Here is a 21364-nt window from a genome sequence, read left to right on the forward strand (position 1 = left end):
TTCGAAATTGGGGAATTGTTTTAAATCAATTTACCCTTATATTTGAAAAAAGGCTCAGATTATAAAATCGAGCCTTAACTTTTCAACTTACACACTTTTTGGGACAGTGTCAAAAAATCCGCGCTTTTGCGAAGCGAATCCGTGTCATCCGCGTGCCATTATTCAGCTTTCAAAATATAGTTTTTAATCACAAATAAATCTTCAAATCCTAATCTTGTATAAATGTCTTTTCCCATTTCAGAAGCTTGCAATAAAGCATAATCAGCTTTTAAATCTATAGAAAGATTTAGAGCAAATTTCATAATTTCTTCTGCGAATCCTTTTCTTCGCATTTCAGGAATTACACCAACGCCATGTATTCCGATGTTGTTTTGAGTTTGAAAAAGCATAAAAGTTCCTATTGGCTGGTTTTCATGAGAAGCCAAATAAAAGTGAACATTATTATGATTATGAATCAGAGTTTCTTTGCTGATTACATAACCAAAAGCATTTGGATATAAGTCAGACCAGATTTTGGCATCTTGTTGATTGTTAATTTTTTTAAAGTGTAGATTATTTTGAAACGTAAATTTCTGATCTAATTTCAATGCCATCGCAATTTGTTTGCTTTTTATTTCAAAACCATATGCATCAAATATTTCGTATGAATTTGTCCCGAAAATATCCCAATAGGGTAGAACTAAACCTGAATTATTCTGGATGGTTCTACGAATGTCTATTACTTCATTTTTGGAAATATCTTTACGGAACCACAATTTATTTGGCCACTCTGAATTTTCGATTTTACAATATTCAAAAGAATCGCTTTTATGATAAGATAGGAAGGGAGTTCCAACAGTTTTCCATAAATCGGTTAGATTGTTTATGTTGTCTTCGATTAGCTTGGTATTTTTCATTTCGATAATAATTATACAGAATATAAAGCAAAGATACTTTTAGTTTTTTTGGAAAATCTTTACCTATGTTGACTTACAATTTTTTTTCAAGAGATTTTCTGATACGGCTTAATTGCGTTGGCGTGATCCCTAAATGTGAAGCAATATGAAGCAATGCAATTCTCTCTGAAATATCAGGATGTTTAGAGAGAAGGTCCAAATATCTTTCGGTGGCGTTTTCCATGACTATCGAGATTTCTCTTTGCTCTTTTTCGATCACCCAATTTCTTTCGAGATAGGCAATATAGAAGTTTTTCAGATCGTCATTTTGGAATATCAGTTGGCGATATTTTTTGTAATTGATGTTGATTAAAATAGAATCTTCGAGGGCCTCTATTGCAAAATAAGAAGGAGTTTGCTGTATTAAAGAAGCCGTTGAGCCTGCAAGATCACCTTCGAGAAAAATATTCTTATTGTAAATATTTCCTTCGTCATCTGTTATAAAAGCACGTAGAGCACCTTTCGCGATAAAATGGATTTCTTTTGCAACTTGTCCGTTTCTTAAAAGTAATTCTCCTTTTTTTATTGAATTGATCTCAACTATATTTTCAATCAATTGCCATGATGCTGCTGAAATAGGAGAGTAGCTTTCAAATTTTAGTTTTAAATCGTTGAGGTATTTATTGTAATTGATAGACATTCCTGAGGTTTTTAGGCTTATCAAAAGTAAAGAAATAAAGTGTAATAAATGGCTTGCGACAAATGGCACGCGGATAACGCGGATTTGCTAAAGCAAAAACGCGGATTGACGCGGATTTTTGTTCTGTTTATGTATGTTGTTCTCATTTTTGTCATCGTGAGCGAATTCGAAGGACACACAAGTAGCTCGACAAAGATTGGTTATTTACATTCCGCTCTTCGACTTCGCTCAATGTGACAAATGTAATTATTATTGCAGGGTTTCTTATGTGAGCTTTCCTGCGTCAGGATGATAAATTGCGAATAAAAATCTGCGTAAATCCGTGTTTTCGCGGAGCGAATCTGCGTCATCAGCGTACGATTACACAAAGATTGAGAAAAAATATGCGTCAATCCGCGCTTCGCGAAGCAAATCTGTGTCATCCGCGTGCCATGTCATTATAAAGCATAAAAAACGCTGCAAAACCTAAGTCTTACAGCGTTTTCATCTCAAAAAATAAATAATTAACGGGTATTATCTCCAACCACCGCCCAATGCACGATATAACTCGGTATTAGCAGAAAATTGTTCTCTTTTTATGTTGGCAAGTTCCAGCTCGCTTTGCAATAAGTTTGCCTGAGCAGAAAGAACTTCTAAGTATTCAGCCATACCATTTTTAAATAACAAATTGGCATTTTTAATCGCTTGCTGCAATGTTTTTACTCTTTCTTTTAGGAAAAATTCTTGCTGTTGTAGTTTCTCTACTTTTACCAAAGCATCAGATACTTCGCTAACAGCAACCAAAACAGATTGTCTAAAGCTTAAAACTGCTTTTTCTCTTTCGGCAACAGCAATATTGTATTGCGTTCTTACCTTTTTATTGTTTAATAAAGGCTGAGTCAAACCTCCGGCAACAGTTCCAAACAATGAAGCCGGAATGTTGAACCAATTGCTTGTTTCAAATGAATTTACACCACCTTGAGCTGTAATCCTAAGTGCCGGATACAAATCGGCTTTTGTGATTCCTACGTTTGCATTAGCAACTTTTAGCGCTAATTCAGCACTTTTTACATCCGGTCTTCTACTCACTAATGAAGATGGAATTCCAACTGCTTTATTGTTTTTTACTTCAAGAGTACTTAAACGAATCGTTCTGTTTTTTGAATTTGGAAAAGATCCTGTCAAAACGCTCAAAGCATTTTCCTGAATGGCAATGTTTTGTTCTAATTGTGGAATCAATTGTGCCGAAACTAGTTTCTGCGCCTCTGATTGCTGAATCGCTAATGTAGTTACTTGACCTGCATCGTATTTTAATTTGATTATGGTTGTTGTACTGTCATTCAATTTATAGTTTTGTTTCGCGATTTCCAATTGTGCATCCAACATCAAAAGATTGTAATATCCTTTAGAAACATTGGCTACAATAGTAGTTTGCAAAGCCTTTTTAACTTCTTCTGACTGAAGGTAACTTGCAAAAGCACCTTTTTTCTGATTTTTGATTTTCCCCCAAATATCAGCTTCCCATGAAAGTGATGCTCCGGCAGAATAATCATCGATATGATTTTGGCCTAAAGCCTGTCCTAAATTCTTTCCGGTAAAACTATTATCAGAAGGATTGCTTGTACTTGCACTTACATTCAAACTCACCTGAGGAACATTTCCCCATTTTGATTGTGTAAATCTATATTGTGCAATTTCGATATTTTTAACTGCAATTTGCAAATCATTGTTTCTTGCTACAGCGCTATCAATCAATTGAATAATATCTTTTTCTGTAAAGAAGTTTTTCCACTCCACATCTGCAATACTCGCGGTGTCTTTTGAAACCGATGCATTCCTGAAATTTTCAGGAAATGCATCTTTTGGAGTTTCAATATCCTTCGAAACTTTACAGGATATTATAGTCGTGATCAAAATGGCGATCATCACGATTTTGGTTATATAATTTTTCATTTTATATGTTGTCATTAAATTTCTGTACAAGTATCTTTTCTGTTATCAAGATCTCTTGAGATTTTATAGGATATGTATCCAATGCCAATTATGATGGCCACGAGGATTGTCGTTATATAGTTTTCCATTTTATTTTTCTTCGTTATGAATTACGGCTACTGGTTTTCCAGAAACCTTTTCTTGTAAATGCTGGAAGATGATGAATAAAACCGGGATGATAAACAACCCAAGTATTACTCCTGATATCATACCTCCGGCGGCACCAATACTAATTGAGTGGTTACCTTGTGCTGATGGTCCTGTGGCGCTCATCATTGGGATTAGACCCACAATAAAGGCTAGTGACGTCATGATGATTGGTCGTAAACGTAGTTTCGCTGCGTCGATTGCCGCTCTGACTAGTGCCTGACCTGATTTTCTTTTCTGGACGGCGAATTCTATAATCAGAATCGCATTCTTGGCGAGAAGTCCAATAAGCATTACCAGTGCAACTTGCACGTAAATGTTGTTTTCGATTCCTGTTAATCCAATGGCAACAAATACTCCAAATATACCTGCAGGTATTGATAAGATTACGGCCAATGGCAATATGTAACTCTCATACTGTGCAGCAAGTAAGAAATAGATGAATATCAAACACAGTAAGAAAATAGTTGCTGACTGACCTCCGGACGAAATCTCTTCACGAGTTTGTCCTGAAAATTCAAAACCGTAACCCGCAGGTAATTGTTGTGCTGCTACTTCCTGAATCGCTTTAATCGCATCTCCGGAACTAAATCCTGGTTTTGGGATTGCATTGATCGAAATCGAATTAAACAAATTGTATCTCGAAGCAGTTTCTGAACCATAAATACGGGTTAGTTTTACTAAAGTATTTATTGGCACCATTTCGCCAGTTTTGTTTTTTACAAAAACTCTGTCTATTGATGACGGATCAGCTCTGTCATCGATATCTGCCTGAACAACAACTCTGTAGTATTTACCAAATCTATTAAAGTCAGAAGCTTGTGCACTACCAAAATACGTTTGCATGGTTTGCAAAATGTCTTTTACTTTTACGCCTAACTGATCTGCTTTTTCATCATTGATATCCAATTGCAATTGAGGATAATCTGCTTTGAAAGAAGTAAATGCTACTGCAATTTCCGGACGTTTCATCAATTCGCCAATGAAGTTTTGAGAGATTCCGCTAAACTTATCCAGTTTTCCTCCCGTTTTATCCTGTAGTACTAAATCTAAAGCCTCAACGTTACTAAATCCGGGAACAGTAGGGAAACTAAATACGAAGAAACTTCCGCCTGAAATTGAACCTAATTTTCCACGAACCTGATTCATGATCTCGTCAATATTTTTGACATCTCCACGATCTTCATTTGGTTTAAGTAATACGAAAACAACAGCTGAAGATGGACTTGTAGAATTGGTCAATAAGTTGAAACCTGAAATTGCGGTAACGTCTCTTGATGCATCTAATTTGCTAAGAATGTTTTCAGCCTCAGTCATCACTTTTTGAGTTCCGTCTAAAGATGTTCCTGAAGGAGTGTTTACTGCAATTGCAATAAAACCTTGATCTTCAGTTGGGATAAATCCTGCAGGAGTAGTTTTTACCATTATTACAGTTGCTACAGTAATTAAAGCTAAACCTCCTAAACTTAACCATTTTCTTCTAATTAAAAATTTCAAACCACCAACATAACGGTTGGTTAAGGAATCAAAACTTTTATTGAATCCGTTAAAGAATTTCTCTTTAAATCCTTTTTTAACATACGGAGCATCTCCTTCGTGAGCTGTATGATTGTCTTTTAAGAATAAAGCAGCAAGTGCCGGACTTAAAGTCAATGCGTTAACAGCTGAAATTACAATTGCAATCGCCATCGTAAAGGCAAACTGACGATAGAAAACCCCTGTTGAGCCTTCCATAAAACCAACCGGCAGGAATACAGCAGCCATTACCAGCGTAATCGAGATAATAGCACCCGTTATTTCGTGCATTGCTTCATGAGTGGCTACTTTTGGAGACAAATGTTTGTGCTCCATTTTCGCATGCACGGCTTCGACGACCACAATCGCATCATCTACCACAATACCAATCGCCAGAATTAAAGCGAAAAGCGTTAAAAGGTTGATCGAAAATCCGAATAACTGCATGAAGAAGAACGTTCCTAAAATTGCTACAGGTACAGCAATAGCCGGGATTAATGTTGATCTAAAATCCTGAAGGAATATAAATACTACGATAAATACTAATATAAACGCTTCAAGTAAAGTATGCTGAACTTGTTCTATAGATTGATCTAAAGCAACTTTTGTACTATAGAAAATGTTATGTTTTATTCCTTTAGGGAAATCTTTAGCTGATTTTTCCATCAATTTATTAATGGCAACCTGTATATCATTCGAGTTAGAACCTGCTAATTGGATAATACCAATTACAACTCCTTTTTTACCATTTAAACGTGTTAAACTGTTATAAGAGTAAGCACCAAGTTCAACTCTGGCTACATCTTTAAGACGAAGTATTGAACCATCAGCATTAGAACGTATAGCTATATTTTCATATTCTTCCGGTTTAGTTAATTTTCCTTTGTATTTAATTACATATTCGAAAACTTCTTTACTTCTTTCTCCAAATTTACCCGGAGCAGCTTCCAAACTTTTATCCTGAATCGCGCTCATGATTTCGTTTGGTGTCACTTTGTAAGTAGACATTTGCGTTGGATTCAACCAAACACGCATTGAGTAATCTTTTACACCTCCAAAAATACTGGCTGAACCAACTCCTGGAATACGTTTGATCTCCGGAATAATATTGATTTGTGCATAATTGGCAACAAAAGTCTGATCGTATTTTGACTCATCTTCGGTAAACATACCAATAGCCATAATGAAACTATTTTGTTGTTTTGCAGTAGTCACACCTTGCTGAACAACCTCTGCCGGCAACTGACTAGTTGCCTGAGCAACTCTGTTTTGCACGTTTACCGCGGCCTGATCTGCATTAGTTCCTAATTTAAAGAACACTGTAATTGCAAGAGATCCGTCATTACTGGCCGTAGAACTCATGTAAGTCATGTTCTCAACACCATTGATAGACTCTTCAAGTGATGGTGCCACAGAACGTAAAACCGTTTCTGCATTCGCTCCTGGATAAACTGCCGTTACCAAAACCGATGGCGGTGCAATATCAGGAAACTGTTGTAAGGGCAACTTCGTAAGACCAAGTATACCTAATATGACCAATAAAATGGAAATAACGGTTGCCAGTACAGGTCTTTGTATAAATATTTTGAACATTTTCGTAAAAATTATTTTTTATTAATTATTTGGGCAACTTTTGCAGGAGATGATTTTTCCGGCTGAATTGCTTGTCCGTCCTGAAGTTTATCGATTCCGCTTAATACAATTTGGTCACCGGATTTTACACCATCTTTAATAATGTAATTCGTTCCGCTTTTACCAGAAACTGTGATAGGCATTTTAGTAACCTTGTTTTCTTTATTTACTGTGAAAACAAAAACTTTATCCTGCATCTCAACAGTAGCTGATTGTGGCACTAAAACCGCATCATCATGTTGAAGACCTAAACGAATTCTTCCTGTGTTTCCTGAACGTAAAGTTCCGCCAGCATTAGGGAAAGTTGCTCTTAAAGTAATCGCGCCGGTAGTTTTATCAAATTGACCGTCTACCATATCGATTTTTCCGGTTTGAGGATAAGCGTTATTATCTGCTAAAACCAAAGTTACAGGAGGTAATTTTTTTAGTTTATCACCAAGTGTATTTCCAGCGTATTGCGCTTTAAAATTGATGAAATCAGTTTCTCCTAAAGAGAAATAAGCATAAACTTCATGAACATCAGATAAGTTTGTTAACGGCTCAACATCAGTTGCAGAAACTAAACTTCCTTGTTTTTTAGGCAATCTACCAATGTAACCGCTTACTGGAGCTGTAACATTTGTATATCCTAAATTAATTTTGGCAGATCCTACCATTGCTTTTGCTTGTTCGATGTTTGCAGCAGCAATTTTTTGAGAAGCTTTAGCTGTTTTTAACTGATAATCAGAAACTACTTTGTTTTGAACTAAAGGAGTTAATTTATCAACTTCTAACTGAGCATTTATTAAAGCCGCTTCATAAGCATGAAGACTTGCCAATGCATTGTTTAATTGCTCACGGAAAGGACGTTCGTTTATTTTGAATAAAGTTTGACCTTTATTTACATAAGCTCCTTCGTCTACAAAAACTCTTTCAAGGTTTCCGCTTACCTGAGGACGAATTTCAACATCAACTGTTCCCTGAATCGAAGCAGGATATTCAGCATCTGTAGTAGTGTTTTCGCTTGTAATAGCTAGAACGGGTAACAATGGTGGAGCAGGAGCTGCTGGAGCCTGCGATTTATCTGCACAACTGCTTAGCACTAGTGCCAGGATAAAACTGGTTATAATTACATTTTTCATTTTAGTATTGGTTTTAATTTGTTGGACATTCTCTTTGTTAAAAAATTGTGGCATTCTGGCATTCCCGGTGTTCATATTTAATTATATTAAATTATCTAACGTTGTTAAGTAATATTGTGCAAAAATTCAAATAACAGTACTTTCCAAATCTATTATGAAATGGGATTAAATTATTTATCACTGTTAAGTAAATCGGAAAACAAATTCTGATATTACGCTAATTAAATTTTCTAACACTGTTAAGTAAAGTAGTAAAAAAATAGTTGCTAAATTACTCTATTAAATCATTTATCACTGTTAAGTTAAAATGAAATTTTTTTATTGAATTGATTTTATAATTCCACCAATCGCATCTTTTAGGATTTGATTGTTGATAGTTTCCATTATTTCGCTTTTATTGATGATATTAATTGCAATCAAACCGTGAATTACAGAGAAAAAAGTAAAATACTTCTGTTTGATTACTTCATCAGTAGGGTTGCTGTTTTTCATAATTTCAGCAATTACCGAAGTGAATAATTTATAAGGTCTTTCCTGAGCTGAACATTGTTGGGAACAACAATTCATTTGCACTCCAAACATCACCTGATACATTTCGGTATCTGTAAAAGCGAAATCCCAATAGGCCATCCACATGGCTTCTAATTGTTCTTCCGGTTTTTCAAATTTATCTCGGGCATCCTGAAGTTCTTTTGCTAACTTGATAAAACCTTTTCCGGTTAGTTCATTAAGAATAGCTTCTTTATTCGAAAAGTATTCATAAATGATCGGAGCCGTATATTCAATCTTGTCAGCAATTTTTCGCATGCTCAGACCTTGCCATCCTTCTTCTTTAACGATAGCATAAGCAGCCTCAAGAATGTTACTTCTTGTCTCTTCTTTTTGTCTTAAAATACGATCTTTACTAGCCATTTTATTTAAGTATTAAATTGTTTAACACCGTTAGGCAAATGTATGGTGGTTTTTCTGATTATGAAATAAATTTATCATAATATTTTCTTATTGTTGTATAGACAAATATTGAAATACGTTGAAAGCCTTTAGTTATAAGGCTATTTTCAGCTTTTCTTTTTTAAGAAGCAGATGGGTTTTCGTGTTTCAAGACCATTTTTCCCGCTCTTCACTGTATCATTTATGGTAAACGCCGCTATAAAAGGATGCCGTTTCGATCGTGACTAGGGGAAGATCTGTTTTTTTTAAGAGGTTTTCGGTTTAATCGCGAATAAAATTTTGACGAAATTATTTATGTTAAACAGGATTGAAATCCAGCCTTACAATATAGTTCGAGCATATGGCTCTTTTTTTAATCATTTTTATGCTTACCCAAATAGATTGTAAAATTCCAGAGGAATGATTTATATTGTAAGGCTTGATTTTAATCCAGATTAAAATGAGTATGTTTCATTAATAAACATTACAAGATGTTTTTATTTTTTCATTTACATCATTATAAAAAGGAGTTTCGATTCCATATTTATTGGCATTTTCAATCACGTAATCTACCAAGAAACGTTTCTCTGTTTGATTATTGTTTTCAAAATCCAATTGTAGAGATGATTTGGATTCGAATGGAAATTTGGTCAATAAATCTTTAGAAGTTTCGATGTCTTGCATTGTCAGGGTGATATTGTTTTTACTGGCAAGTGATTGAATCTCCATCATCATATTTCCCAGAATATACATTAGGTTTTGATCTTTTAAAAGTTGACCAAAGGTAATTTTATATGCCGACGTGATTCCTGCAACGGGAGCAACGAAAAGATATTTTGTCCATAAGATCTGATTGATGTTTTCTGCATATGTAATGTCTAAACCTCCTGAAGCCAATAATTCTATTAATTGTTTATTCTCATGTCCTCCAACGAAAATTTTCCCAGGTCCCCCAACATGCTGTATATGTCCTGGTTGCTTTACGTTTGAAGCCACATAAATACAACCTTCCATAATGTTTGCGGCTTGCGGTAAATTTTCTTGAATTATTTCTTTGGCATTCACGACATTTTGCAAAGTGATTATGATCGTTTCGGGACCTATACAATCTTTGTATGTAGATAATACATCTTTTATAGAATAAGATTTAGAAGTAAGGATCAAAACATCCAGAATTCCAATTTCAGTTGGATTATCTGATACTAAATCGGGAGATATAGTTTCTTTAGTGCCTTTAGATTCAAACACTAAACCTTTATTTTGGATTACGTTTTTGGTTTCACCTCTGCAAATGAATATAATTTTGGTTGTACTGTCTTTATATTTTTTGACTAGTGGAGCACCAACAAATCCACCGATGCCGCCGATTCCAAGAATTCCTATTTTCATCGTATCTGAGTTCATATCGTAGTATTTTGGGTTTTAAATTATCAATGCAAAGTAAATAGGTTTAAGACGAATGATTGATGTAAAAATATCGGTTATATTTGTAAAAATTAAGGATTATGAAAGATACCTTTTTTATATACAAAGATTTCGAAATTTATTCTGTAGAAGAACTCACCTGGAAAAAGGAAGTACATCGACATAATTTTTTCGAACTATTATATATCGAATACGGGACAGGAAATCATATTTTAAATTCGATTGCTCATCATTACAAACAGCACGATATTTATTTACTTACTCCCAAGGATTATCATTCCTTTAAAACATTGGAGCCCACAAAATTTCACTGTTTGCGTTTTCTGCCCAATTTTTTTTCGAACAAAAAAGAAATAGAAGAGATCGAAATGCTATTTTATTATCACAATCAAACCAATGGAAATTTGATTTTTTTGCAAGATGATAAAGCTTTTTGTGAAATGGTTATTTTAAAGATACTGGACGAAGTTGCTCAACCAAAAGGGCAAAACGAAATCATTATTAAAAGTTTGATGATGTCATTAATTCAGATTATTCGACGAAATGCCGGCATAAACGAAAACAGTCTTAATTTTCAAACTAACGAGGTTTTAAAGATTGATACTATTTTAAGTTATATCCGTTCGAATATTGCGAATCCACATTTGCTGAAGAAAAAAAAAATGGCGATTTATTTCAATGTTTCGATCCATTATATTGGTGAGTACTTTAAAACGCATCTCAATATTACTTTAAGAGATTATATCGAGCAAACAAAGCTGAAAGTAGTTATCGAAAAATTAAGTAAAAGCAATTTGACTTTTTCAGAAATCAGTAATGATTTAGGGTTTATTGATAGTAGTCATTTTAATAAATTCATCATGAGAAGTACGGGAATCTCTCCATCTGAATTTAAAAAATCATTAATTATTTCAGCAACATAAGTTTGATTATTTTTAATGTTACTTTTTTGAAGTATGATTTTTGTAGCAAAGCCGAAAGTTGAAACACAATCTTGTCATTTCGATTCTGAAGCTTCAGCAGAGAAATCACACACGAAACTCCGTACCTGGAATCGCCAATCTTTGTCGATCTTCTAGCGTAATTTCTCCTTTGTCGAGATGACAAAATCTTTGTGATTTTGGACTTTGCGACATATTTATAATTCAGAAAAATATATATATCGGTCGGCTGGAGCTTTTAATAAAAAATTATTTTATAAAATCCATTTCTACATGCTCAATTCCCGCATCGAGGAAATAATTATTAGTTTGTCTGAATCCGTTTTTGATATAAAACGGAGTTGCAATTACCTGAGCATAAAGATAAATTTTGTCTTCGTTTTTTAAATCGTCTAATATTTTTAATAGTAAGGCTTCACCAATTCGTTGCCCTCTAAAGATATTTAGGACAGCGATTCGTTCAATTTTTGCTCCTTTTTCCATTTTTCGGTATCGTGCTGCTCCGGCCGGGAAACCATTTACGGTTGCCAAATAATGTACTGCATCTTCATCATCCATTGATTCGCGTTGCGGAGATACATTTTGTTCTTCGACAAATACTTTTTTTCTAATTGAGAATGCGGTTTCTATTAATTTTTGATCTTCAACTTTTTCTACTACAATTGTGTTTTCGGTATACGTCTGAGTTTTGTTATTGCTCATTATAATTTCTGGTATTTTACTTGTTTATGGCTTCGAATAAATTATTATATTATTAATCAGTTCAATATAATTGCGGGATTGACTTGAAAATAAATCGTGTACAAATATACGTAGTTAACTACATATATTCAAAATTTAATTTCATATTTAAATTTTATTTATAATGAAGGCAGGACTTAATAGGAATGTGAAAGGTGATTGAAGTCTTAATTTTTTAGAATGTTCCCGATCGAAATGATATCTTTTTCCTGGATCTTTAGACAGGAAAAGATATAATGTAGAGCGGAACTAAAGTTCTGGTTGAATGAAATTTATCTGCTTTTAAAAATGAGCAATTAAAAAGGAATAATAAAAAATACACCTCTAAACATAAAGTTGTCTAGAGGTGTCTTCAAAATTAAAATATAATAAGATGTTTATGAATCTATTCTGCTTGTATCTTTTTTGCGATATACCAGATAAAAAACTTGTGGTAATACAGTTAGTGATAAGAACATACAAGTTATCAATCCACCGACGATCATGATGGCTAATGGTTTTTGAACTTCAGAACCCATTCCTGTTGATAATGCTGCAGGTAGTAATCCTAAAGATCCCATAAGGGCAATCATAACAATTGGACGAATTCTGCTGTAAATACCATTAGAAATAGCATCTTTCAAATGCATTCCTGCTTGCATATTTTCCCGGATCATACCAATGAGGACAATACTATCGATAGCGCTGACCCCAAAGAGAATAATAAAACCAATTCCGGCTGATATTCCGAACACGGTTCCTGTGACCCAAAGTGATAAGAAACCACCAATAAAAGCGTAAGGCATGGCACTTATAGCCACTAAGGTATCTTTGAAATTACCGAAATTGAAATACAACAAACATAAAATCAAAATCAAAACAACCGGAACAATCATTGCTAATTGTTTAGAAGCTCTTTCTTTGCTTTCAAATTCTCCTGCCCATTTCATTACATTTTCTTTAGGTAGTTTTACCTCTGCAGCTACTTTTTTCTGAGCTTCGTCAATCGTACTTCCTAAATCTCTTCCTTCAATACTAAAACCTACGGCAATATATCTACTGTTTCCTTCACGATAAATGAATGTTGGACCTGTTTTATATTCTACAGTAGCAATCTCTTTCAACGGAACTTTTTTGCCATTCATTGTCGGAATAAGAATGTCTTCAATCTTTTCTTTTGAGTCACGATATTCTTTCTCAAAACGTAAAGTGATATCAAACACCTTTTCGTCATCATAGAATTTGGTTGCTGCCTGACCTCCAATTGTCATTCTGATAACAGCTTGCGCATCGGCAGTTGTAACTGCGTAACGCGCCATTTTTTCGTCGTCAAGTTGAATTCTTAATTCCGGTAAACCAATGTTTTTATAGACATTGATATCTTCGATCCCTTTTACATCTTTGATTGATTTAGCTACTTTTTTAGCCATTTCTTCCAATTGAAAAAGATCATTTCCAAATATCTTAATTACAAGCGGACTTTTTACTCCGGCAACATATTCTTCGACATTATCCTGAATAGGCTGGCTAAATCCAAATCCGATTCCGGGATATACATCGAGTTCTTTCTTGATCTCAGCAATCAGTTCTTCTTTGCTGATATTACGTTTCCATTCGTCCTGATGTTTTAATTCGATATGCAATTCGATATTAAAAAATCCTGTTGGATCTGTTCCGTCATTTGGTCTTCCGGTTTGGGTAAGAACGAATTTTACTTCTTCGAATTTCCTTATTTTGCCTTTCATTTCTTTGGTAAGCCTCACGGCTTCGTCCAGATTGATACTATTAGGCAAAGTTGCTCTGACATAAATAGCTCCTTCATTCAATTTTGGAATAAATTCTGAACCATAAAAAGCAAATTTGGCACAACAAAGTGCAAGTAAAGCTAAGAAAGCATATATTGTTGCTTTACGATGTCTGGTACTCCATTGAAAAAGTTTAAAAAGATTTACTCTGAAGAAACGCGAAATCATATTTTCTTTCTCTACAATATTTTTGGTCAACATCACTTTACACATTGCCGGAACATAGGTAAGGGATAGAATCAAAGATCCTAAAAGGGCATAACTTAGTGTAAAGGCAAGGGGAGAGAACATTTTTCCTTCTACTTTTGTGAAAGAGAAAATTGGCATTAATGCAACAATCAAAATGATTAAGGCAAAGAAAATATAAGTAGCCACACTACCAACACTTTTCTTGATAAGTCCCATTTTACTCATGTTGTTAAAGCGTTCCATTCCCACTTTATGTGCTTTCTTTTCGAGCGATACAAAGACCTGCTCGACAATTACTAATGTTCCTTCGAGTAATAATCCGAAATCCAGCGCTCCCATCGAAATTAAATTTGCGGGCAATCCCTGAATTCTCAACATAATAATGGCAAACAAAAACGAAAGCGGAATTACAGATGCCACAATCAATGATGTTCTCCAGTTGTAAAGGAAAATAAATACAATTAATGAAACCAATAATATACCTTCTACAAGGTTTTTTGTTACCGTTTTTACGGTTGTATCTACCAATTTGGTACGGTCAATAAACGGGACTATTTTTACATTATCCGGCAGTACTCTTTCGTTCAGTTCATTCAAACGATCTTTGAGTCTCTTGATTACTTCGCCTGGATTTTCTCCACGAAGCATCACTACAATACCTTCTACAACATCATCATCGCCGTCTAAACCTACTTGTCCTAATCTTGGTTTGGCTGATATCGAAACTTCAGCTACGTGTTTTACTAAAATGGGTGATGATCCTTTGGTTTCAATCAGGATATTACCAATATCTTCGACTTTATTAATCAAACCTACACCACGTACTACATAAGCCTGATCACCACGCTGAATAACATCTCCACCAACATTGATATTACTTTTCGAAACTGCTTCGTAAACATCTAATGCAGAAAGATTGTAATTCTCTAATTGTGTTGGATTGATCTTGATTTCGAACATTTTTTCTTCACCGCCAAAACTTACCACATCGGCAACACCGGGAACAGCGATTAGTTCTCTTTCGATTACCCAATCCTGAATGGCTTTTATTTCCTTAATTGGCAAATCACTTTTGATGATGTATCTGAATATTTCGCCTGTTGCTCCGGATGGTGGTTCAATTTCTACATCGGCACCTTCGGGAAGATCTAATCCGTTAAGGCGATTAGAGGCATATTGCTGTGCGTAGAAATCCTCGACATCATCATCAAATAATACAGTTACAACTGATAATCCGAAAAGTGAAATAGAACGTACTTCTGCTTTTTTCGGGATCGTGTTCATTTGTTTTGAAATAGGAAGTGTGATGAATTTCTCTACTTCTTCGGCACTTCTTCCCGGCCATTGTGTAATGATTCTTGCCCTTGTATTGGTTACATCAGGAAAAGCTTCGATGGGCGTATGGATATAGCTCACTATACCCGCGACTAGTAATACGGCTGTTAGGAAAAAAACTATAAGAGAGTTTTTTAGCGAGAAAGCCACCAGACCTTGTACAAATTTTTTCATTTCTTGTATGGTATTTATCCGTTTTTAGGGATAATTAGTTTTTTAATCGTTCGTGAATCAAAAGTTGATTTTTGGTAATCACCATTTCACCTTCATTAACTCCTTTGTCAAAATAAACCCAGTTGTTGTTTTTTATAATCGGATTAATTTCTCTGGTTTCAATTGTACAATCATCTTTGTAGATCAAAATATGGTCGCGATTATTATCAAAAATGACTGCTTTTGCAGGAATAGAAACTAACATTTCTCCACCTTTGCTTTTATCGATTACGATATCTGCCGTCATTCCGGGTTTTAGTTTCAGGTTTTTGTTCTCCAACACAATTCTGGCTTTCAATACATGTTCATCTGCATCAAAAACTTTGGCAAGCATGGCAATTTTCCCTTTAAAAACTTCGCCTGGATAAGCAGGTGTTGTAACGTCTACTAACATATTTTCGGTTACGTTTTTCAGATTACTAGTATATACATTTACTAATACCCAGATTTCTTTTAAGTCAGAAATAGTAAAAAGAGGATCACTGCCATCTGTTATTTGCATTCCCGGGCTAATGTTTTTAGCCACGATATATCCTTCGGTAGGTGCTTTTATCTGAAAAACTGATCTCTCGCTGCTGGCACTAAACATGGCAAGATTGGCTCTCACATTTTCAAGAGAAGACTTTAAAACATCCAATTCGCTTTGCGCCTGCATTAAATCTTTTTGGGAAGCAATTCCATCATCAAACATTGATTTGATCGATTGTAAATTACGTTGTGCCACTGCTATCTGAGATTGAAACGATTTACTTTCAGATTGCATACCATTCAGTTCTGTACTTTTTATTTCAGCCAGAACTTGTCCTTTTTTTACATAATCTCCCAATGAAAAAGTAGTTTTGGTAATAATTCCTTCTACAAGACTATTAAATTGTACTACATGATCTGCGTTATAAGTGATATTTCCGGTAAGATTGATAGACTCAGTAACGGAACGCTTTTGTGCGGCTTCGATTGTGATTTTTTCTTTTAAGTCTTTATCGATACAAAATTTTTCTTCTTTTGTTTCTTTGATTTCTTCCTTTTTGCCACATCCATAAACGAGCATTAACCCAAGTATCGGGAGTAAAATAAGTTTCTTCATTGTGTTTATTATTATTGTAAGATCATTTGCTAAGTATTCAGGATCAGTATAATTAATTAATTTCCTGACCTGAGATGTAGCGCAGTTCTTCAAGGTTTTTATTAAGGTCTTTTTTAGAATTTAGCAGGATAGATTTGTTGTCTAGATAAGCATCAACAAAATCAAGATATTCTAACATACTTGTATTTCGCTGCATGAAATTTTTGCGGTAGCTTTCAAGAAGTTTATCAAGATCTTCTTCATAATTGGCATCGACGCTCTCATACAATTTTTTGGTTACCAGTAAATCTTCATAAGCTTGTAATACTTCAGACTGGATGCTAATTGTTTTTTCTTCGGTCAATAACTTACCTTGGGTAATCGATATTTTAGCTGCTTTTATGTTTCCCTGATTTCTATTGAAAAATGGAAGATCAAGAGCAAAACCAACACCAACAAAATCTACCATTGTACTAGACCCACGGTCATAGGTGACTCCAAGGGTAACATCTGGTGTTCGCATCGCCTTTTCGTATTTGTACTTATTGTTGTTATACTCATTTGCTAGTTTAATGACTTTCATATCAGGTCGGTTCTCTAGAGCTGAAGCCATAAGATTGCCTAAATTAATATTGTCAAGATTTTTATTATTGGGAACAAAACCATCTTCGGTAAGTTTGATATAACTTGTAGCAGGCAGATTCATAAGAACTTTAAGCTCTTTTTGTAAGGAGTTATTTTCTTTTTGCAAATCGCTGATTTCTTTTAAGAATTGTAGCTCAGTTGCTTTAAGTCTTATGTATTCGCCTCTTCCTATATTGCCTTGTGAGACTTGGTTGCTGTATGCTTTAAGTAAGATTTGTATCGAAGAAATTTGTTTTTTATAAACAGCTTGGTGTCCTTGTGTATACTGCAATTCGGTTAGATTGCCTCGGAACTCAATTTTTAGGTTGCGCAAAAAGGTTTTAAAGTATTCTTTGGCAATATCTACTCCCACTTTCTCCATGGCAATTAATTTTTTTCTTTTGCCGGCTGTCTGGATAAGTTGCTCAAGTTCAGCATTCACTTGGGAGGTCGTTCCAAAATTTCCCCATAAAGGAGGTAATTGCTCGGCTGTGGCATTGTGCCAAAGATTGATCTCGCCAATAGTAAGGGTAGGATTGGGCCATAATTTCGCCTGAATAACTTGCGCATCAGCAATGTCGATATTTAGCTTTTCAGAAATAAGAGAAATATTCTTATCCAGAAACAAAGCCTCGGCTTGTGTTCGGGACAGAACAATTGTATCGTTTATTGCGGCAATTTGCGCCACACCTTTGTGCGATACAATAACGAGCAGGGTTAAAAGTATACGTTTCAAATTAAGTTTGTTTTTAATATGCTGCAAAGTTATCTGCGGTATATTAACCCTTAATTTGATGTCTGTTAGAAAGGAGTTAGAGTCACATTAGAAAACGATTAGAGCGCAGGAAATAATAAAGTTACCGTTGTTCCTTCGTCTTTCTTAGATGTAATTGTAAAATAGATATTATTTTGTTTAAAGATGATATTAGCAAGCGAAAGTCCAACACCGCTACCTTTTATATTATTTACATTTTTACCTCTGTAAAAAGTCTGTTTAATAAATTTTAAGTCGTCTTCGCTGATACCCGTTCCGTGATCTTCGATTACAATTTTAAGCTGATTGTCGTGCTGCAACAGACTTATCTTTATAGGATTACCGTTGGAGTATTTTACGGCATTTTCTATAATATTGTATAAAGCGATTTTAATTTCATTACTGTTTCCTTTTATCGAAAGCAATTTATCATTGACAATTTCGATCGCAATTTGTATCTGAGAACCTTTTAATTGATAGACATCCGGCAGTTGATCGTTAATATCCCAAACGAGTTCATCGACCCTGAAAATTTCATTTAATTCTGTATTGTCCCGCAGTCCGGAAAGCATCATGAGCGTATTCATCGTATCTTCGATCTGATAGACGTTTTCTAATACTTTTTCAGACATTTCTTTGTACTCAGCACTTGATCTGTCTTTTTGGGCAAATACTTCCAGGTTTCCGGATATTGCTGTTAAAGGCGTTTTGAATTCATGCGAAACATAATTAATAAAGTTCTTCTGGATGATAAACGTGTCCGAAAGTCGCTTGAATAAATTATTATACGTTTCGATCAATTCCTGAATATCATCTTTTGTATTGGGAGAGGTAATATGACGATCCAAAGACGAAGCTTCGATCTCATTGACCTGATTGATAATGTTTTTTATCGGGCTATAGGCAAGGTTTGAAAGCAAACGGCTCACAATGTAAATCGTAATTAATCCGCTGATTAAAACCAGGATCATGATAATTAGTAAACGATTGGTAATGGTTTTAAATTCCTGATCATTTTTCTTAACAAATACCACAAAATCCCCTTCATTGTCATGGTAAAAACTTCCGAAATAAAAATGATGATTCGATTTAAAATTCAGCTTTCGATTTTTTCTAATATAATCCAGCCTTTCTGCATTTATATTAGCGTCAATTGCCTTGTCACCATATACAATCTGATTTTTTTTGTTGTAAACACGAGTTATGATCTCAAGTGAATTCTCTCTGAATTGCTGACCAATTATTAAATGTTGTTTTTCTGGTAATTCATCTTTTTCAAGATAGAAAATACCAGTAAGTAAACATGTTTTTTGGAGTTCGTTATAAATAATCTTTTCCGAATAACTATAAAACGAAAAATACGTTATAATAGAAGCAATGACAAATACAACGCTAAAAGTAAAAGACGATATTAAGGTAAACCTGTTGCGTATTTTCATAACTCTTCTTTAAGCATATATCCCGTTCCTTTTATGGTATGGATAAATTTATGGTTCTGCTCGATTTTGTTTCTTAAATACGAAATATAGACATCGACAACATTCGTATTATTGTCATAATTAATGCCCCAAACTGCATTTAATATCTGCGTTCTTGACATAACCTTATTTCTGTTTTCTAATAGAAATAAAAGCAATTTATATTCTCTTGGAGACAAATCAATCAAAGCATCATTTTCTGTAACCTTATGTTCTTCAGGATTTATAGATAGAGTTCCTAATTTGTATAAGGTTTCTTCATTGACATAATTAAATTTGGTTCGGCGTGTCAAAGCATTTACTCTGGAAATCAATTCCTTAAAATGGAAAGGCTTAACCAAATAATCATCAGCACCGGAATCCAGCGCATTTACTTTATCATCCGTATCGCTAAGAGCGCTTAACATTAAAATTGGAGTATGAATTTTTTTAAAGCGCATCATTTTAGTCAGCTGAATACCATCAATTCCCGGAAGCATAATATCCATCAGGATAATATCCCAGGTATCGTGCTGAATAAGATCGCGGGCAATCTCGCCTGTTTCAGCCAGATGCACCGTAAAATTGTTTTCTTCTAAACCTTTTATAATAAATTCGCTAATGCGTTTATCATCCTCAATGAGCAGAACATTCATACTTAAAAATCTAATGTTATAATAGTTGTTTTGAATTTATCAGGAAGTGATAATGAACTAAAGCGAAATTACCTGATGAATCGTTTTTATAAAGTATTTATTTTATAAATTATATTTCTTTATTAAATCAGTATAAAGCAATTCAGCATCGGTATATAGATTTTTATCCAGCTGAACTTGGCTATCTAAAATCTCTTGTTCTTTATTAGACAATTCATAAGGTTTGACTTTATATATTGTGATTTTTATCTCTTGCATAATATTAATTTAGAAAAGCGAATTATCAAAAATAACATTTAATTATCGCAATTGTTGTTAAAATTGAATGTTGTAGGAAAAGAAGATGTTTAGGAATTTAATTATTTCAATTTTCAGAAACTATTCCGGCAGTTGGTGTCATCATATAGATCTTGTTTTTTCAAACAAAAAAAAACGATTTTCTTTTTATTTCATACTAAGTAATTTATAGCATTATTCTTTTAGATTTTATCCTATAAAATAGCAAACTAAATTGACATGAATTTTATATAATTTCAATTTTGTTTTTAATAAAGCATTGATATGTAATTAATTAACTTTTATTAAAGAAAGGTTTAACATGGTCTGTTTTAGCGGACTGTCTGAAATTATTAATTTTAATAAAAATAAAAATTAATAACGTTTTAATATTTAAAATTATGAAAAAGAATATAGCCATATTAGCCACAGACGGTTTTGAAGAAGTAGAATTATCATCGCCTAAAGCCTATCTGGAAGAGCAAGGCTGGAACGCAGATATTATCAGTTTGAAATCTGGAACTATCAAAGCCTGGAAAGACGGAAATTGGAGCAAGGAATATAGTGTTGATGTAGTATTAGATCAGGCAAATGAAGCAGATTACGATGCTTTGGTTCTTCCGGGAGGAGTGATAAACCCTGATTTATTGAGAAGAGAAGAAGCCGCAGTAAATTTTGTACGTTCCTTTTTTGAAAGTAAAAAGCCAGTAGCGGCGATTTGTCATGGTCCTCAGATTCTGGTAGATGCTGATGTCTTAAAAGGTCGAAAAGTAACTTCTTTCTTCTCTGTTAAAAACGATTTGAAAAATGCAGGAGCACAATGGGAAGACTCAGAAGTAGTCGTAGACAACGGATTAGTAACCAGCCGAAACCCGAATGATTTACCTGCTTTTAATAAAAAAATGGTGGAAGAAATTAAAGAAGGAAAACACGAGCGCCAGACAGTTTAAAAAATATTTTTATTTAGATTATCAGGTTGTAAAAAAAGCAAGATCAATTTTGGTCTTGCTTTTTT

At 34.2% G+C, this 21364-nt stretch carries 16 protein-coding genes; 2 read left to right on the forward strand and 14 right to left on the reverse strand.

The annotated features are described in order from the left end of the window. Nucleotides 1-158: 158 nt before the first annotated feature. The 7 genes from NJT12_RS11945 to NJT12_RS11975 all read right to left on the reverse strand — a co-directional run bounded on the left by NJT12_RS11945 (nt 159) and on the right by NJT12_RS11975 (nt 10295). A complete protein-coding gene (locus tag NJT12_RS11945; protein WP_271336141.1) occupies nt 159-896 on the reverse strand; it encodes a GNAT family N-acetyltransferase in 738 nt (245 codons plus the stop codon). Nucleotides 897-969: 73 nt separating this feature from the next. Beyond that, nucleotides 970-1575, reverse strand: a complete 606-nt coding sequence (locus NJT12_RS11950) for a Crp/Fnr family transcriptional regulator (protein ID WP_271336142.1) — start codon at nt 1573-1575, stop codon at nt 970-972. Between the two features lie 513 nt (nt 1576-2088). Next, nucleotides 2089-3507, reverse strand: a complete 1419-nt coding sequence (locus NJT12_RS11955) for a TolC family protein (protein WP_271336143.1) — start codon at nt 3505-3507, stop codon at nt 2089-2091. A 129-nt stretch (nt 3508-3636) separates the two neighbouring features. Next, a complete protein-coding gene (locus NJT12_RS11960) occupies nt 3637-6801 on the reverse strand; it encodes an efflux RND transporter permease subunit (RefSeq protein WP_271336144.1) in 3165 nt (1054 codons plus the stop codon). Nucleotides 6802-6812: 11 nt separating this feature from the next. After that, nucleotides 6813-8036, reverse strand: a complete 1224-nt coding sequence (locus tag NJT12_RS11965) for an efflux RND transporter periplasmic adaptor subunit (protein WP_271336145.1) — start codon at nt 8034-8036, stop codon at nt 6813-6815. Between the two features lie 243 nt (nt 8037-8279). After that, on the reverse strand, nt 8280-8873 hold the full coding sequence (locus NJT12_RS11970) for a TetR/AcrR family transcriptional regulator (RefSeq protein ID WP_271336146.1): 594 nt from the start codon (nt 8871-8873) through the stop codon (nt 8280-8282). 492 nt (nt 8874-9365) lie between these two features. After that, the gene (locus tag NJT12_RS11975; RefSeq protein ID WP_271336147.1) at nt 9366-10295 is read right to left on the reverse strand and encodes a ketopantoate reductase family protein; all 930 of its coding nucleotides are present in this window, start codon (nt 10293-10295) and stop codon (nt 9366-9368) included. A 101-nt stretch (nt 10296-10396) separates the two neighbouring features. Between NJT12_RS11975 and NJT12_RS11980 the strand changes: the two genes are divergently transcribed. Continuing rightward, complete coding sequence (locus NJT12_RS11980) at nt 10397-11239, forward strand: helix-turn-helix transcriptional regulator (protein ID WP_271336148.1); 843 nt, start codon at nt 10397-10399, stop codon at nt 11237-11239. Nucleotides 11240-11506: 267 nt separating this feature from the next. Here the strand turns inward: NJT12_RS11980 and NJT12_RS11985 are convergent, their stop codons facing one another. The 7 genes from NJT12_RS11985 to NJT12_RS12015 all read right to left on the reverse strand — a co-directional run bounded on the left by NJT12_RS11985 (nt 11507) and on the right by NJT12_RS12015 (nt 20331). Next, on the reverse strand, nt 11507-11959 hold the full coding sequence (locus tag NJT12_RS11985) for a GNAT family N-acetyltransferase (RefSeq protein WP_271336149.1): 453 nt from the start codon (nt 11957-11959) through the stop codon (nt 11507-11509). 416 nt (nt 11960-12375) lie between these two features. Further along, complete coding sequence (locus NJT12_RS11990; protein WP_271336150.1) at nt 12376-15480, reverse strand: efflux RND transporter permease subunit; 3105 nt, start codon at nt 15478-15480, stop codon at nt 12376-12378. 34 nt (nt 15481-15514) lie between these two features. After that, on the reverse strand, nt 15515-16603 hold the full coding sequence (locus tag NJT12_RS11995; RefSeq protein WP_271336151.1) for an efflux RND transporter periplasmic adaptor subunit: 1089 nt from the start codon (nt 16601-16603) through the stop codon (nt 15515-15517). A 52-nt stretch (nt 16604-16655) separates the two neighbouring features. Beyond that, nucleotides 16656-17942, reverse strand: a complete 1287-nt coding sequence (locus NJT12_RS12000; RefSeq protein ID WP_271336152.1) for a TolC family protein — start codon at nt 17940-17942, stop codon at nt 16656-16658. A 98-nt stretch (nt 17943-18040) separates the two neighbouring features. Further along, the gene (locus NJT12_RS12005) at nt 18041-19399 is read right to left on the reverse strand and encodes a sensor histidine kinase (RefSeq protein WP_271336153.1); all 1359 of its coding nucleotides are present in this window, start codon (nt 19397-19399) and stop codon (nt 18041-18043) included. Beyond that, nucleotides 19396-20073, reverse strand: a complete 678-nt coding sequence (locus tag NJT12_RS12010; protein WP_271336154.1) for a response regulator transcription factor — start codon at nt 20071-20073, stop codon at nt 19396-19398. Before NJT12_RS12010 ends, NJT12_RS12005 begins: the two co-directional genes overlap by 4 nt. 102 nt (nt 20074-20175) lie before the next feature. After that, nucleotides 20176-20331 (reverse strand): hypothetical protein, encoded by a 156-nt coding sequence (locus NJT12_RS12015; RefSeq protein ID WP_271336155.1) that lies wholly within the window; start codon nt 20329-20331, stop codon nt 20176-20178. 419 nt (nt 20332-20750) lie between these two features. Between NJT12_RS12015 and NJT12_RS12020 the strand changes: the two genes are divergently transcribed. Then, nucleotides 20751-21299, forward strand: a complete 549-nt coding sequence (locus tag NJT12_RS12020; protein WP_271336156.1) for a type 1 glutamine amidotransferase domain-containing protein — start codon at nt 20751-20753, stop codon at nt 21297-21299. Nucleotides 21300-21364 lie beyond the last annotated feature (65 nt).

The sequence above is a fragment of the Flavobacterium azizsancarii genome, assembly GCF_027980145.1.
GTDB lineage: Bacteria > Bacteroidota > Bacteroidia > Flavobacteriales > Flavobacteriaceae > Flavobacterium > Flavobacterium azizsancarii.

Excerpts from the sequence above, each read along its gene's own strand:
- NJT12_RS11945 (WP_271336141.1), bottom strand. The coding sequence starts at position 896 with ATGAAAAATACCAAGCTAATCGAAGACAACATAAACAATCTAACCGAT.
- NJT12_RS11950 (WP_271336142.1), bottom strand. The coding sequence starts at position 1,575 with ATGTCTATCAATTACAATAAATACCTCAACGATTTAAAACTAAAATTT.
- NJT12_RS11955 (WP_271336143.1), bottom strand. The coding sequence starts at position 3,507 with ATGAAAAATTATATAACCAAAATCGTGATGATCGCCATTTTGATCACG.
- NJT12_RS11960 (WP_271336144.1), bottom strand. The coding sequence starts at position 6,801 with ATGTTCAAAATATTTATACAAAGACCTGTACTGGCAACCGTTATTTCC.
- NJT12_RS11965 (WP_271336145.1), bottom strand. The coding sequence starts at position 8,036 with ATGAACACCGGGAATGCCAGAATGCCACAATTTTTTAACAAAGAGAAT.
- NJT12_RS11970 (WP_271336146.1), bottom strand. The coding sequence starts at position 8,873 with ATGGCTAGTAAAGATCGTATTTTAAGACAAAAAGAAGAGACAAGAAGT.
- NJT12_RS11975 (WP_271336147.1), bottom strand. The coding sequence starts at position 10,295 with ATGAACTCAGATACGATGAAAATAGGAATTCTTGGAATCGGCGGCATC.
- NJT12_RS11980 (WP_271336148.1), top strand. The coding sequence starts at position 10,397 with ATGAAAGATACCTTTTTTATATACAAAGATTTCGAAATTTATTCTGTA.
- NJT12_RS11985 (WP_271336149.1), bottom strand. The coding sequence starts at position 11,959 with ATGAGCAATAACAAAACTCAGACGTATACCGAAAACACAATTGTAGTA.
- NJT12_RS11990 (WP_271336150.1), bottom strand. The coding sequence starts at position 15,480 with ATGAAAAAATTTGTACAAGGTCTGGTGGCTTTCTCGCTAAAAAACTCT.
- NJT12_RS11995 (WP_271336151.1), bottom strand. The coding sequence starts at position 16,603 with ATGAAGAAACTTATTTTACTCCCGATACTTGGGTTAATGCTCGTTTAT.
- NJT12_RS12005 (WP_271336153.1), bottom strand. The coding sequence starts at position 19,399 with ATGAAAATACGCAACAGGTTTACCTTAATATCGTCTTTTACTTTTAGC.
- NJT12_RS12010 (WP_271336154.1), bottom strand. The coding sequence starts at position 20,073 with ATGAATGTTCTGCTCATTGAGGATGATAAACGCATTAGCGAATTTATT.
- NJT12_RS12015 (WP_271336155.1), bottom strand. The coding sequence starts at position 20,331 with ATGCAAGAGATAAAAATCACAATATATAAAGTCAAACCTTATGAATTG.
- NJT12_RS12020 (WP_271336156.1), top strand. The coding sequence starts at position 20,751 with ATGAAAAAGAATATAGCCATATTAGCCACAGACGGTTTTGAAGAAGTA.